10 protein-coding genes and 1 tRNA gene are annotated in these 14,572 nt (G+C 57.8%); 9 read left to right on the top strand and 2 right to left on the bottom strand.

The genetic code is table 11. The features are described 5' to 3' along the window. Positions 1-80: 80 nt before the first annotated feature. Entirely contained in the window at positions 81-2,096 is a 2,016-nt protein-coding gene (gene uvrB / locus QMX84_RS09440; RefSeq protein ID WP_262122801.1) for an excinuclease ABC subunit UvrB, read from the bottom strand. 334 nt (positions 2,097-2,430) lie between these two features. Here uvrB and QMX84_RS09445 point away from each other — a divergent pair, with 334 nt between their 5' ends. The 8 genes from QMX84_RS09445 (at position 2,431) to QMX84_RS09480 (ending at position 13,424) form a co-directional block, all read left to right on the top strand. Further along, a complete protein-coding gene (locus tag QMX84_RS09445) occupies positions 2,431-3,627 on the top strand; it encodes an amino acid aminotransferase (RefSeq protein WP_262122799.1) in 1,197 nt (398 codons plus the stop codon). A gap of 65 nt (positions 3,628-3,692) precedes the next feature. Further along, positions 3,693-3,768: transfer RNA gene (locus tag QMX84_RS09450), tRNA-Asn, on the top strand. Between the two features lie 618 nt (positions 3,769-4,386). Further along, the gene (gene tssI / locus QMX84_RS09455) at positions 4,387-6,417 is read left to right on the top strand and encodes a type VI secretion system tip protein TssI/VgrG (RefSeq protein ID WP_282363685.1); all 2,031 of its coding nucleotides are present in this window, start codon (positions 4,387-4,389) and stop codon (positions 6,415-6,417) included. Beyond that, positions 6,414-7,352, top strand: a complete 939-nt coding sequence (locus QMX84_RS09460; protein WP_282363686.1) for a hypothetical protein — start codon at positions 6,414-6,416, stop codon at positions 7,350-7,352. The genes tssI and QMX84_RS09460 overlap by 4 nt, the downstream gene beginning before the upstream one ends. Further along, on the top strand, positions 7,349-10,708 hold the full coding sequence (locus QMX84_RS09465; protein ID WP_282363687.1) for a T6SS effector BTH_I2691 family protein: 3,360 nt from the start codon (positions 7,349-7,351) through the stop codon (positions 10,706-10,708). The genes QMX84_RS09460 and QMX84_RS09465 overlap by 4 nt, the downstream gene beginning before the upstream one ends. A gap of 321 nt (positions 10,709-11,029) precedes the next feature. Beyond that, a complete protein-coding gene (locus QMX84_RS09470; protein WP_348775191.1) occupies positions 11,030-11,680 on the top strand; it encodes a DUF6708 domain-containing protein in 651 nt (216 codons plus the stop codon). A 329-nt stretch (positions 11,681-12,009) separates the two neighbouring features. After that, positions 12,010-12,552, top strand: coding sequence for a DUF6708 domain-containing protein (locus QMX84_RS09475; RefSeq protein WP_348775192.1), 543 nt, complete (start codon positions 12,010-12,012; stop codon positions 12,550-12,552). A gap of 254 nt (positions 12,553-12,806) precedes the next feature. Beyond that, the gene (locus QMX84_RS09480) at positions 12,807-13,424 is read left to right on the top strand and encodes a DUF6708 domain-containing protein (protein WP_348775193.1); all 618 of its coding nucleotides are present in this window, start codon (positions 12,807-12,809) and stop codon (positions 13,422-13,424) included. Here the strand turns inward: QMX84_RS09480 and QMX84_RS09485 are convergent. Further along, complete coding sequence (locus tag QMX84_RS09485; RefSeq protein ID WP_048369178.1) at positions 13,421-13,681, bottom strand: hypothetical protein; 261 nt, start codon at positions 13,679-13,681, stop codon at positions 13,421-13,423. The genes QMX84_RS09480 and QMX84_RS09485 overlap by 4 nt on opposite strands. A 145-nt stretch (positions 13,682-13,826) precedes the next feature. Between QMX84_RS09485 and QMX84_RS09490 the strand changes: the two genes are divergently transcribed. Next, positions 13,827-14,537: a response regulator transcription factor gene (locus QMX84_RS09490; RefSeq protein ID WP_282363690.1), complete on the top strand. Its 711-nt coding sequence runs from the start codon at positions 13,827-13,829 to the stop codon at positions 14,535-14,537. Positions 14,538-14,572 lie beyond the last annotated feature (35 nt).

A 14,572-nucleotide genomic window follows, 5' to 3' on the forward strand; every position in this document is an offset into this window, starting at 1 on the left:
AGCTTGCCTCGCGATCTTTTAAACAATCAAAAGATCGCGAGGCAAGCTCGCTCCTACAGTTAACTGTGTTATTTAGATAATTAAACCTGCAACAACCGCTCCCGGAGTTTGCCGATTTCGTCGCGCATTTGTGCGGCGGCTTCGAATTCCAGGTCGCGGGCCAGGGCGTACATTTTTTCTTCCAGTTGGCGAATGCGTTTGCTGATTTCGCTCGGCGAACGCAATTCGTTTTCGTACTTGGCGTTTTCTTCGGCGGCCTTGGCCATGCCTTTGCGCTTCTTGCTGCGCGAACCCGGTACCACCGCTCCTTCCATGATATCGGCGACGTCTTTGAACACACCTTTAGGAGTGATGCCGTTGGCTTCGTTGAAGGCGATCTGTTTTTCGCGACGGCGTTCGGTTTCGCCTATCGCCCGCTCCATCGACCCGGTGATGCGGTCGGCGTACAAAATTGCCCGGCCATTGAGGTTACGTGCAGCACGGCCAATGGTCTGGATCAAGGAGCGTTCGGAACGCAGGAAGCCTTCCTTGTCGGCGTCCAGAATCGCCACCAGCGACACTTCAGGCATGTCCAGGCCTTCACGCAGCAAGTTGATGCCCACCAGCACATCAAACACCCCAAGGCGCAAATCGCGAATGATCTCGACCCGCTCCACAGTGTCGATGTCCGAGTGCAGGTAACGCACGCGCACACCGTGATCGGCCAGATAGTCGGTCAAGTCTTCGGACATGCGTTTGGTCAGCGTGGTCACTAGCACGCGTTCTTCAATCGCTACGCGTTTGTTGATTTCGGAGAGCAGATCGTCGACCTGGGTCAGCGCCGGGCGAATCTCGATTTGCGGGTCGACCAGACCGGTTGGCCGTACTACCTGCTCAATCACCTGGCCCGCGTGCTCGGCTTCGTAGTTGCCCGGGGTCGCCGAGACGAAGATCGTTTGCGGGCTGATGCGCTCCCACTCGTCAAAGCGCATCGGCCGGTTGTCCAGCGCCGAAGGCAGACGGAAACCGTACTCCACCAGGGTTTCTTTACGCGAACGGTCGCCCTTATACATCGCTCCGACTTGCGGCACGCTGACGTGGGACTCGTCGATTACTAGCAGCGCGTCAGCAGGCAGGTAATCAAACAGCGTTGGTGGCGGGGCGCCCGACTCACGGCCCGAGAGGTAGCGCGAGTAGTTTTCGATGCCGTTGCAATAACCCAGCTCCATGATCATTTCCAGATCGAAGCGAGTGCGCTGTTCCAGACGCTGCGCCTCGACCAGTTTGTCGTGGGTGCGCAGGTACTCAAGGCGCTCCTTGAGTTCTGCCTTGATCCCTTCCACGGCATCGAGCAAGGTTTCGCGCGGGGTCACATAGTGGCTTTTCGGATAGAAGGTAAAGCGCGGCATTTTGCGGATCACTTCGCCGGTCAGCGGATCAAAGGCGCTGATGCTTTCGACTTCGTCATCGAACAGTTCGATGCGGATCGCCTCAAGGTCCGATTCGGCCGGGTAGATATCAATCACATCGCCGCGCACACGGAAGGTGGCGCGGGCAAAATCCATGTCATTACGGGTGTATTGCAGGTCGGCCAGACGGCGCAACAGCTCGCGCTGGTCGAGTTTGTCGCCACGGTCGATGTGCAGCACCATCTTCAGATAGGTTTCCGGACTGCCCAAACCATAAATGCACGACACCGTGGTCACGATGATCGCGTCCTTGCGCTCCAGCAACGCCTTGGTTGCCGACAGTCGCATCTGTTCGATGTGGTCGTTGATCGATGCGTCTTTCTCGATAAAGGTATCGGAGGAGGGGACGTAAGCTTCCGGCTGGTAGTAGTCGTAGTACGAGACGAAGTATTCCACCGCGTTGTTCGGGAAGAACGACTTGAACTCGCCGTACAACTGTGCGGCCAGGGTTTTGTTCGGCGCCAGCACCAGCGTCGGTCGATTGACATGGGCAATCACGTTGGCAATGCTGAACGTCTTGCCCGAACCGGTTACCCCGAGCAGGGTCTGGTGCGACAGACCGGCCTCAATGCCTTCGATCATCTGGCGGATGGCCACGGGCTGGTCGCCGGCGGGCTGAAAGCGGGTAACGAGCTGAAAATCGGACATAACGGACCTCTGGTTTCGCTTCCTTGAGTCGGGGTAATCCCGGCCAAAGCGAGAAAGACTGCACACGACGCATGCCGCAGCGCAAACAGGATACGTGTAAATATGGAGATCGTGACTGACTGTTTCAAGGCGTAAGGCTGGCACGCCGGTTTGGGCAAATATTGCAATTAGACCAGTGGGCCAAAAATAAACTCAAATACTTGGCCAAAACCGGGTTTCGCCTGTTGCCCCAATCCTGATCAGCTTTATACTTGCTCCCCGTTTGTGCACCGCTCTAGTGCAATCGGCTGGAGCGTGTCACCCCCTCCATCATCCATTCAGAGCCGCCGTAATAATGAGCCTGTTCTCCGCTGTCGAAATGGCACCACGCGATCCTATCCTGGGCCTCAACGAAGCATTCAATGCCGATACTCGTACCGACAAAGTGAATTTGGGAGTTGGTGTTTACTGCAACGAAGAGGGACGAATTCCACTCTTGCGTGCCGTTATCGAAGCCGAAACGATCCGGGCAGCTGAGCACGCTTCACGCGGCTATTTGCCGATCGATGGTATTCAAGCCTACGACCAGGCAGTACAGAAGCTGCTGTTCGGTGCTGACTCGGCACTGTTGGCGGCTGGCCGTGTGATTACCACGCAATCGGTTGGCGGTACAGGTGCGCTGAAAATCGGTGCTGACTTCCTCAAGCAACTGCAGCCAGACGCTGTGGTCGCCATCAGCGATCCAAGCTGGGAAAACCACCGCGCACTGTTCGAGGCCGCGGGTTTCCCGGTACAGAACTACCGTTACTACGACGCCGCCAGCCATGACGTCAACCGCGCTGGCATGCTCGAAGACCTCAACGCCTTGCCTGCCGGCTCGATCGTTGTGCTGCACGCCTGCTGCCACAACCCGACCGGCGTTGACCTGACCCCGGCTGACTGGCAGAACGTACTGGAAGTCGTCAAAGCCAAGGGCCTGATCCCGTTCCTGGACATGGCTTACCAGGGCTTTGGCGATGGCATCGCCGAAGACGCCGCTGCCGTGCGCCTGTTTGCTGACTCGGGCCTGAGCTTCTTCGTGTCCAGCTCGTTCTCCAAATCGTTCTCGATCTACGGCGAGCGTGTAGGTGCACTGTCGATCGTCACCCAGTCCAAAGACGAGAGCGCTCGCGTTCTGTCCCAGGTCAAGCGTGTGATCCGTACCAACTACTCCAACCCGCCGACTCACGGTGCAAGCATTGTCGCGGCCGTTCTCAACAGCCCGGACCTGCGTGCCAAGTGGGAAGCCGAGCTGGCTGAAATGCGCGAGCGCATCAGCGGCATGCGCCGTCAGATGGTTGAACTGCTCGCGAAAAAAGCACCAGGCCACGACTTCAGCTTTGTTGCGCGTCAGCGCGGCATGTTCTCGTACTCCGGCCTGACCGTTGAACAAGTAGGGCGCCTGCGCACCGAATTCGGCATCTACGCGCTCGACACTGGCCGGATCTGCGTTGCAACCCTGAACCAGCGCAACATCGAAGGCGTGACCGACGCCATTGTGAAGGTCATCTAAAATTTTTGGAGAGAAGTCAGCCAAAGCGTTGACTTCTTTTTAGATATCAGTAAGATAGCCCTCATTCCGCGATAGCTCAGTTGGTAGAGCAAATGACTGTTAATCATTGGGTCCCTGGTTCGAGTCCAGGTCGTGGAGCCAGATAAAGATTCAGAGCCGCTTTCAGCGCTTCTAAATCGTCCGAAAAACCCGCCGAAAGGCGGGTTTTTTCGTTTATGCGCTGAGCTCGAAGATGACCCGCGCATCCTGCCCAAATTGACCATTTCTATCTAGACCGCACCCTAAAAAGTATGGGATTGATTCTAAAGCCCCTGTAGGAGCGAGCTTGTCTCGCGATCTTTTGACCTGGCTTTTGATCTAAAAGCCCTCACCACGCCTCTCCCGAAGGAGAAGCGACCGATTGGGGGATGCTGAATAATTCGGTGGCCTGCTTGCTGCGCGATAGCGCGACGTCGTAGGCGGGGCGGCTTTTCCTAGGACTATTCCCACGCCAAAAAGCTATCAGGCCTACAGTACAGCTTGGGTCTTTACAGGGTTAAATGTTCCTTATTCTGAATAGGAAAAAGGACATCCCTAATGTCGAAACAATGCTCCGGCACCACTCCAAAATTATGTCCTGTCCACTTGCCTGTGCTCGGCAGGCAAGTGCAGGGCTAGCGCCCGTCAAAATCCTCCCTCCCTTGGTCTAGATCCACGCCGTGCCAGTTGCCTTCTACCGGTGAAATCCGGGGTAGGGTGCTTGCCGCCTCAGGAGCGCCCATGCCCCGTCAAAGCGATCTGCGTTTTACCTTCGAGCCCCTGCAAGGTGATGCCTTTGAGGTGGTCGAGTTCAAGCTCGAAGAAGGCTTGTCGCAACCCTTCAAATTAAACCTGGACCTGGTCAGCCATGACCCGGCGGTGGACTTTAATCGTGTCCTAGATCTGGGCGCGCTGTTCACGGTGTGGCGCGGCGAAACGCCGGTGCGCTATGTCCATGGTCTGGTCAGTCTGTTTCGTCAGGGCGACACCGGTTTTCGCCGTACCCGCTACCACGCGGTGATCGAGCCAACCTTGGCCCGTGCGGGCCTGCGCTCTAACTGGCGGATGTTTCAGTACAAAACCGTGCCCGAGATCATCACCCTGGTGCTTAAGGGCCAACGCATCACCGACCTCGAAAAACAGATCTGTTTCGATCACCAGACCCGCGAATACTGCGTGCAGGCGGGCGAAACCGACCTCGACTTTATTGCCCGCCTCGCCGCTGAAGAAGGCCTGCTCTACACCTTCGAACACCGCACCGACGGCCACACCTTGATCCTCACCGATCGCGTCGGCGGTCTGGGCACCATCGGCACCCACAAAGACTGCCCGGTGCTTTATCAGCCCATGGGCGGTGGCGATTCGGCAGAGCCTGCCTTGCATCGCTTCAGTTACACCGAGCAGGTGCGCACTTCTCGGCAAGTCCAGCGCGATTACACCTTCACCCACCCGCGCTACAACCAGCAGCACACCGCCGAAGGCGGCCTGGCCCTGAAAAACCAGCACAAGGACTACGAGCGCTACGACTACCCCGGCCGCTACAAACGCGATGCAGCGGGTAAACCTTTTACCAAGACCCGCCTCCACGCCTTGCGCAGCGACGCGCGCATGGCCGAACTCGAAGGCGACGATGCCCGCCTGCAACCCGGCCTGGCCTTCGACCTGAGCGAACACCCACGCCCCGATTTCAACGATCGCTGGCGCAGCATCGCCCTTGAGCACACCGGCAAACAACACAGCAGCCTGCAAGAAGAAGCTGGCGGTAGCGACTACAGCACCACCTACCATTTAAAGGCCAGCGCCATCCGCTGGGACGCCGAGTGGAAAGCCCCGTTGCAGCCCAAACCCTGCATCGACGGCCCGCACACCGCCACCGTGGTCGGCCCGCCAGGCGAAGAGATCTACTGCGACGAATGGGGCCGGGTCAAAGTCAGCTTCCCGTGGGACCGCGACAGCCAGGAAAACGACCACAGCTCCTGCTGGATCCGCGTCACCCAAGGCTGGGCGGGCACTTTATGGGGCGCCATGGCCGTGCCGCGCATCGGCCAGGAACTGATCATCAGCTACCTCGACGGCGACCCCGACCAACCCATCGCCACCGGCAGAGCCTACCGCCAGGCCAACCTGCCGCCCTACGAACTGCCCAAACACAAAACCCGCATGACCATCAAAAGCCGCACCCACAAAGGCACGGGGTTTAACGAACTGCGCTTTGAGGATGAGGTAGGCCAGCAAGAGGTTTACATCCATGCCGAGCGGGACAAGAACGTTTACATCAAGCATGACAACACGACGTTTGTGGGCAATGACCGGAAGGAGGAAGTAGGCAATGACGAACACCTCTGCATTGCACATGACCAGTCCAATGAGATCGGACGAGACCGCTCGCTGTCCATCGGGCGTAACCATGAGGTCACCATCGGCAAAGACCTTTGGCAGCAGGTCGGCAATGATCGCTACGACTCCACCTCCGCCAATCACCAAAGCGAAGTCGGTGGCCACAGCCAAAGCACAATCAAAGGCCAGCATCGTTTGACCGCAGGCCAAGGCATGCACCAAGCCACCACGGTCTATCAACTGCAGGCCAGTGAACGCGTGGTGTTCCAGGGTCCCGGCGGCAGTATCACGCTGGATGCACAGGGCATCCATCTCAATGGCGTTGCAATCACCTTGCAGGGCCCGGTGACGGCCAAAGCAGCAGGTGAAGGTAATGCCCTGGCGCTGACGTTGCTGCCCGATACAGGCCAGACCTGCGTGGAGAAAAATCGATGACTCCGGCCACTGTTCAGGCATTCGTCGCGCAACAACATGCCGCCGACGACACGTTGTACTTGCTGCTCGATCTGTCGGCTGACTGCGCCTCGGACGACCCGTTGCACATTGAGGCGTTGCGTCAAACCCTCGGCCGGGAAGCCATTACGCCCCTGCTGCGTCCCGATTTGATGCATACGCCATTAGCTTGCCCCGTGCTCGTGACTCTGGCCGAGCCGGGCAGGTCGCCCTCACAACAGCTGTTGGCACTCTCGGCTCTGCGCGCAAAAGATGATTTTGCCCGCCACAAACGCTATGTGTGTGGCTGGCTCAGCAGTGGCGCCAATGCACAGACCGTCAGCGCCCATGTCATCGCTCTGGGCCAACTGACGCAGGGGCAGACATGCACGTATTTGCCGGTGCATGAACCCCTTCGCCTGGAGTTGCTCGTCGCCACTTACCGTCGTAATGAACCGGGGCCGTGGTGGCCAGTTCGACACTGGCTGCTGCCCACTAGCAGCGGCGACAGCGGTGTGCTGACAGGCATCCCCGATCAGGGTTCTGCTCCCGACGAGCGCGCTTACGCCATACAGCAGGATGTGCCCATGGTGTCTGCACTGCTGAGCAGTTGGCGGCGGGCGCTGCAAGTGCCACTCACCTATGCACCTGATCGCTGGAACGGCCCTACAGCACTCCCGCCGCTAGCCGCTGCAAAGGCTTACATGCAAATCCGCCAAGCCCGCACGCTGGGGCTCGCACAACAATCCGACCTCCTGACACTGGCCTTGTTCCACCTGATGCTGCACCCGCGCCTGCATGAACATGCCGGCGTTCGCGGCGTGATCAAGCAGGCTGTCCAAGAACAGCGACCGCTCAGCACCTTGTTTGCTCTCTTCAACGACAGCGCCTGGAGGCAAGTTGTGGAGGATTTAACCTATGCCGGAGCCTGTCCATGACTGTGGGTGCACAACTCAACATCGCCATCAGCGAAACGGCCGTTTCAACGGACCGTTGCAGGGCCTGTCAACGTAAGGGCCTGCCCATTCTGCCGTTGCGCCACGCCCTCGTGCCGCGCTCACGGGATGAACAAACCCGACCCGATACCGTACAAACCGATACGCGCATGGGGTTGCGCACCTTGCGTGCGGGCTACCTCTACGTGCTGCTGGATCGTTCGATCTGGCAGGCTTATCAGGTGACGCCGGACGGCTATTTGCGCCAGTTCAACCCCTACGAGCCAGCGCCCGCCAACGAGGCTTCTCTGTCAGATGCATGCGTCAGCGCCCATCACGATGGCCCGGCATCGTTCCTCAACATAGACACCGACAAACACGCCACCGCCTGGCTGGCCTTTGCCAGCGACCCTTGGCCTGCCAGCGTGCTGGACGGTTACAAAGCCGGTCGCGCTCCAGAGCGCTTTCAAAAGCTCGACCTCGCCAGCGCACGCGACAATCCGGCCAGCGTCGGCCTGGCCATGAACACTGAAAACCTGCAGGTGGACAAGCAGGTCTACGAGTACCAAGCGCATAAAACCGCAGCCTCATCCGCAGTCCTAACACTTAACCCACCGGTAAAAGACTGGCGCTTCTACGAGCACTCACAACAAGCGCACGCGCCGTATTTCAATAGCGTGCATGGGTTTTGCAGCCGGGCCCATCGTGTAGGCGCGCTGAAGGGCTTTGTGATTGGCGCCATCGCGACCCATAAACTCCAGCAAGGCGTACTGGCCTTTGTGCTGGATGACACTATCGGTCTGGTGCAGGAATACAACGACCTGCGTAACGGCTGGATCGAGACCCGACAGCAGTGGATGAGCGAGCCAGAGCGGGCCTACAAGTACCAGACCTCTCAGCTGTTGCTGGCTATCCGCGTCGTAAACCGCGAAACCGCTGACAATCAGACACCGCCAGCGATTGATCCTGTCAGTGGCGATGGCCCACCGGACTTTTCCAGCCCCGAGGTGCAACGCGAACGACTCGTACGGCAAAGAACCCTGAGCGCCGATGAGGCGCTGGAAGAGCGTTACGACGAACAAGCCCGCGCCCTGTTTCAGCGACTTTATGAAGAGGCGTTGGCGAACTACCAGCGCTATATCGATCAGAGCGCACACGCCTACGTTGCCGCCTGCCGCTCACAGCAGTTTGTACGAATCGAGCAACATGACTACGACGGGGCCAATCGCCCGTCAGGGCTGGCTTACTGCCAAACCATGGCACGCTGCCTGGAGGGCGGCATTAGCGAGGCGCCGCCCCCGCAAGACAAGGGCTCACACACTCAGAACCCTCCTGCATACACCGGCCCTACGGCATCACTGTGGAGCGATTGGCTTAAAAATCCGCAAAGCCCGGTCTATCGCGCCCTGTTAGTCCGTGACAAAAAACTGCTGGCAGACCTGCTGCCCAGCTTTAACGCTGAGACAGATGAGAGTGAGTGGAACGACACTGAAAAGCTCTATTCCACGATTGTCGCGCTCATCGGCAGCGACGAGTTCAAACACTCTGTTCGCCCTCATCTGCAACTGGCCATGGCGCAACTTCTGGGGGCTCTCAACAGCGCAGCGGCCCGCTTGCAACCGGCACTCAGCACGGCTGTGGCGCATGTTGTGTCGCGTCTTAACTGTGCCGTGCAACTGCTCTATAACGGCGTGCATCTGACCCAGCTCAAAGTGACGATGACTCTGGGTCAGTACTACGCCCTGCAATCCGAATACCTGCGCAGCCTGCAACAAAAAGCCTCTGATGCCATCGACCGCACCTGGGACAGCGCGAAAGACAAGTTGGGCGAGATCGACCATGAGGCCCGCCAAGCGCGCAAACAGGTACGCCCGATCATCCAGAACGGCCTGCTCAGCCTGGCGGTATTACACCCCAAAATAGCTGACCATGCCGTGACCATCAGCGTTTGGGTCGAAGGCAAAGTCACCGAACTGCAAGACAGCCTGATGCGCCAGGCCAACTTGGGCGTGGATCATCTGGGCCGAAGCGCACACGCCTTGCTGGTGAACGTCACCGTCGGTTTTGGCACCCTCGACCCGCAAACGCGCAAGCTGCTGCAAGGCCTCAAAGTATCAACCCAACAAGCGGCGCACTGGGTGCGCACCGGCTTTACCGGGCTGCGCGGTGTCGCCACCAGCAGCGAACTGCTGCTGGCCATTGGCGGGCTCTACTTAGCCAGCGACTCATTGAAGAAGAACGTTGAAGAAGCGGAAAAGGCCATTGGGGATAAATCCGATGAGGCCAGGTTGGCGCTGTACGGGAGTAGTTTGGGGGTGTTGGGTGGCGGGGTTGAGATTGTGGGCCTTTCACTGGAAGCTGGCTCAAGCCGACTACAAAAAAGCAACGCACTAAACCCTGCCCGAACAGCAAGGTTTAAAACCCTGGCTAATACCGGACGCTTGCTGGCTAGAGCCGGTGCGACAATTGGCGCAGTTGCTGGTTTATATGATGCGACTCAAGCGGGGTTTGCTGCTAGTCGTAGTTCGAAGGGGGGGGATACTACTGCGACATCCAGATATGTATTTTCTGCAACAGTTTCAGGTATTGGAGCCGGATTTGGTATCTGGGCTGCCGCAACAGGTGCTACAGCGCTCCTAGGTCCACTCGGCATCGCCTTAATACTCGGTTTAGCAGGATACGCGCTACTCAAATGGGCAGAAGCAGAAGAGTCAACAGCGCTAGAGCGCTGGGCCCGCCGCTGCTACTTCGGTTATCACAATGAAACACCCCCCGTTCATTGGGACAAACCTGAACATGCCGCCTTGGCTATTGCCGAACTCAACGCCGCGACCATGGGTATTCAGGCGGGCGTCAACTTCAGCTTGCGACTCGTCGAAACCGACTCACCCGGCAACATGGGCAAAAGCTCGGCAATCCTCAGGCGACAACTGGAATATCGCCTGGTCCTGCCGCTCTTCGATGCCGAACGTTCGGCATATCGCTGGTCACTTACGGTCCATCGCCACGGCGATGGTGCGGCCGATCAGTACACGGGCGGTGAGGTCGTGGCGCAAGGCAATTTGAACCCGCCCGAACTGGCGACGCCAGCCAGCAAGCGTCAAACAGCACTGGCCGTTCCCAAACTGCCAAAAAAACCGGATTACCAGGCCAGCAGCACCACACCCACCCTAAATATTCGGACAGTCACGTCCGCCGATGCCCGCACGCTGCAAATAAAAGATATCAAAGGCGCGATTGAGCTGCTGCCCGATAGCCGTCGACACAACATCGAAGCGGCCACTTTGTCCCTGACCTACTGGCCAAATCGCGACATTCTCGATGCCTATGCGGAACTCACCTTAATGGATCACCAGTAAACCACATGGCCTGTCTGCTCTTAGTTCGCTTATTTCGTATCTGTCCTACGGCAAACTTTGATGAAAGCCATAAACACTGAACTTGACCTTTTACTGCTGGCACCTCCTCGAAAGATCGAAGAGGTAAATGGCACTTACCTGAACTGGAAAGAACGCACGTTATTTAAAACACCTCTACTCGATAAACCGGCCCCGGGCTGGAAGCGTGATTTACCGGGGCCAAACGAGCCTCCATCCATAGAGCCTTACCCGCCAGTACTTACTAATCCACCCAATCATGTTGATGATGTGTACCTTGAGTTGGCGCGCGCCACGATGAGGATGCGTGGGGTAGGCGTTTGGCTAGCCCCCTTTAATTTCCTGCTGTCCATAGTTTTTCCGGCCACTCTGATTTTGTATGCACTTACAGAACATAGAGCGCCTTCACTATCTCTAGTCTTAGTTGGCCTCTGCGGGTGTATTACAGCCCTATGGGCGGGAATGTACTTTTGGAGAATGGACACTTCAGCCCCACGCGACGAGCCCATCCGTTTCAACCGCGCCCGACGCAAGGTCTATGTCTACCGCTTCCGTCACAACGGGCTCAAGCCCTTCAGCTGCAGCGCCTGGGGGGCACGCCCTGAAGTGTATGACTGGGACAATCTGCACGCCGAAGCCTGCAGCATTTATGGCGCCATGGGCAGCGGCGGCTCGACCCAGACAGTCACGCTGGCAGTACTGGAGCCCGGTACCCGTAAGGTAGTCGACCGTTTTCACTTCGCCCACGATATCCAGCAAGGTGAAATGTACTGGGCCATGGCCCAGCTCTTTATGCAGCAAGGACCGCAAGCGCTGCCGTCGTTCCCGCGCCCGCCCCGTGACTGGAACAACGAAAAAATACGCTTCAACCTCGCCCGCCGCCTCGCGCCCAAAGTGCACTGGCCAGAGGCTATCGATCTGGAGTCCCGCTCGGCGCCGTCAATGCCCGGCTAGCTTGCCTATTTCGTTCGCCCTGTGGCTGCTTGCTCACTGAGAACTGGAACGTACTTATGCTATTTAAAACACCTTTACTCGATAAACCGGCTCCGGGCTGGAAGCGAGATTTACCGGGGCCAAACGAGCCTCCATCTAAAGAACCTTACCCGCCAGTACTCACTAATCCTCCCAATCATGTTGATGATGTGTACCTTGAGTTGGCGCGCGCCACGATGAGGATGCGTGGGATTGGTGTTTGGTTAGCACTTTTTATATTTCTGTTATCTATGATTTTTCCCGCTGGGTTAATTATTTTTGTTGTAACAGTGCAGTATTCACCTCCCTTGATGCTGAGTTTTTTCGGTTCCGTTCTGTTTATTACAGGCTCATCCTTCGGAGTCTACATCTGGAGAATGGACACTGAAGCCCCACGCGACGAACCCATCCGTTTCAACCGCGCCCGAGGCAAGGTCTATGTCTACCGCTTCCGTCACAACGGGCTGAAGCCCTTCAGCCGCAGCGCCTGGGGGGCACGCGCTGAAGTGTATGACTGGGACAATCTGCACGCCGAGGCCTGCAGTATTTATGGAGCCATGGGCAGCGGTGGTCTGATTGAGACGGTCACCTTGGCTGTGCTGGAGCCCGGCACCCGAAAGGTGATTGATCGCTTTCATTTCGCCCATGAGCTGCAGCAAGGTGAAATGTACTGGGCCATGGCCCAGCTCTTTATGCAGCAAGGCCCGCAAGCGCTGCCCTCGTTCCCGCGCCCGCCCCGTGACTGGAACAACGAAAAAATACGCTTCAACCTCGCCCGCCGTCTCGCGCCCAAAGTGCACTGGCCAGAGGCTATCGACCTGGAGTCACGCTCGGCGCCGTCGATGCACGGCTAACCCTCATATTTCGTTCGCCCTGTGGCTGCCTGCTCACTGCGAACTGGAAAGTACACATGTTATTTAAAACACCTTTGCTCGATAAACCAGCTCCGGGCTGGAAGCACGATCTTCCTGGCCCTAATGAGCCTCCATCTACAGAACCTTACCCGCCAGTACTCTCAAACCCTCCCAACCATGTAGATGATATTTACCTTGAATTAGCGCGCGCAACGATGAGGATGCGCGGGATTGGTGTTTTGCTAGCACCTTTAATGTTTTTGCTCTTCTGTGCTGCCCCTACCGTTTTAATTTCACATGTAATTGAAACGGGAAAAACACCTTCAATTACTCCAAGTATCTTCTTGATTATTGCGGGCGTTATAACGCTATGGGCGGGCATGTACTTCTGGAGAATGGACACTTCAGCCCCACGCGACGAACCCATCCGCTTCAACCGCGCCCGACGCAAAGTCTATGTCTACCGCTTTCGTCGTAACGGCCTCAAACCCTTCAGCCGCAGCGCCTGGGGGGCTCGCGTTGAAGTGTATGACTGGGACAATCTTCACGCCGAAGCCTGCAGCATTTATGGCGCCATGGGCAGCGGCGGCTCGATCCAGACAGTCACGCTGGCAGTACTGGAGCCCGGTACTCATAAGGTAGTCGACCGTTTTCACTTCGCCCACGATATCCAGCAAGGTGAAATGTACTGGGCCATGGCCCAGCTCTTTATGCAGCAAGGCCCGCAAGCGCTGCCCTTGTTCCCGCGTCCGCCCCGCGACTGGAACAACGAAAAAATACGCTTCAACCTCGCCCGCCGCCTCGCGCCCAAAGTGCACTGGCCAGAGGCTATCGACCTGGAATCCCGCTCGGCGCCGCCAGACGAGGGCTAGCCCCCGTCTTGACCCTGCCTTACGGTCAGTGCTTCACCCTGCGACATCATCCATTTGAGCAGCGCGCTCACCGGCACCCGATGAGTGCGCTCAACCCAGTGCACGTCGTCGAGGCTGTAATGCTCAATGTAGCGAGTGAGCACGATTTCATCCCGATCATCCGACAGGCACAGGCTGGTTTCACTGCATTGCAGGCTGGCGGTGTCACTTTTTACCAGGCGTTGCTCCAGCAGCATGGGTGAATTATCAGCAGACATGGCACACCTTCTCGATCGCGGGAGGCTGATGCTCGCACCCGCGTTTTGCGCGTGTATGTCTGCTTTGTTGCCAAGTTGAAATATATGACGGGGCGCGCTGAATAGTTTTAGATATGAATTCTTACAGAACTTAAGTGATGCGCCGGTGAGCAGTCTGTTGATCGTAGACGATGACATTGAGGTCCTTGCGCTACTGAAAAAATTCTTTGAGCAGCACGGCTATTCGGTGCAGGTCGCTATCGATGGCGCGGCGCTGTGGGCGGCCGTGGCGATCCAGCCACCCGACTTGATCATTCTTGACTTGATGCTGCCCGGAGAAAACGGCCTGGCCCTGTGCCAACGCCTGCGCCAGCAGTATTCCACGCCCGTTATCATGCTGACCGCCATGGGCGAGCTGAGTGACCGGGTGGTTGGCCTGGAAATGGGGGCCGACGATTACCTGAGCAAACCTTTTGACGCCCGCGAGCTTCTGGCCCGGGTGCGTGCGGTGCTGCGCCGGGCGGCCGACAGCCAGCCGGTGACCGGCGAAGTGCCGCGGCCAATCCTTGTGTTTGCCAATTGGCAACTGGACCTCACGCGCCGCGAGTTACGCTCTCCGCAGCAGGTAATGATCCCGCTGTCGGCCGGCGAGTTTGATTTGCTGCTGGTTTTTCTGGAGCACCCGCAGCGCATTCTGACCCGTGAAGTGTTGCTGGACCTGGCCCGTGGCCCTGCCCATGAAGCGTTTGATCGCAGCATCGACGTTCAGGTCAGCCGCCTGCGGCGCAAGCTGGAGTTCGACAGCAACGGGGTAGAGATGATTCGTACGGTACGCAACGTCGGTTACCTGTTCACGCTCGGCGTGGTTCGCAAGTGAAGCGCTGGTTTTCAGGCTGGAGCCTGCGCTCGCAC

Origin of the sequence: Pseudomonas sp. PS01297 (assembly GCF_029959305.1) — a bacterium.
In the GTDB taxonomy this organism is placed as follows: Bacteria; Pseudomonadota; Gammaproteobacteria; order Pseudomonadales; family Pseudomonadaceae; genus Aquipseudomonas; species Aquipseudomonas helleri.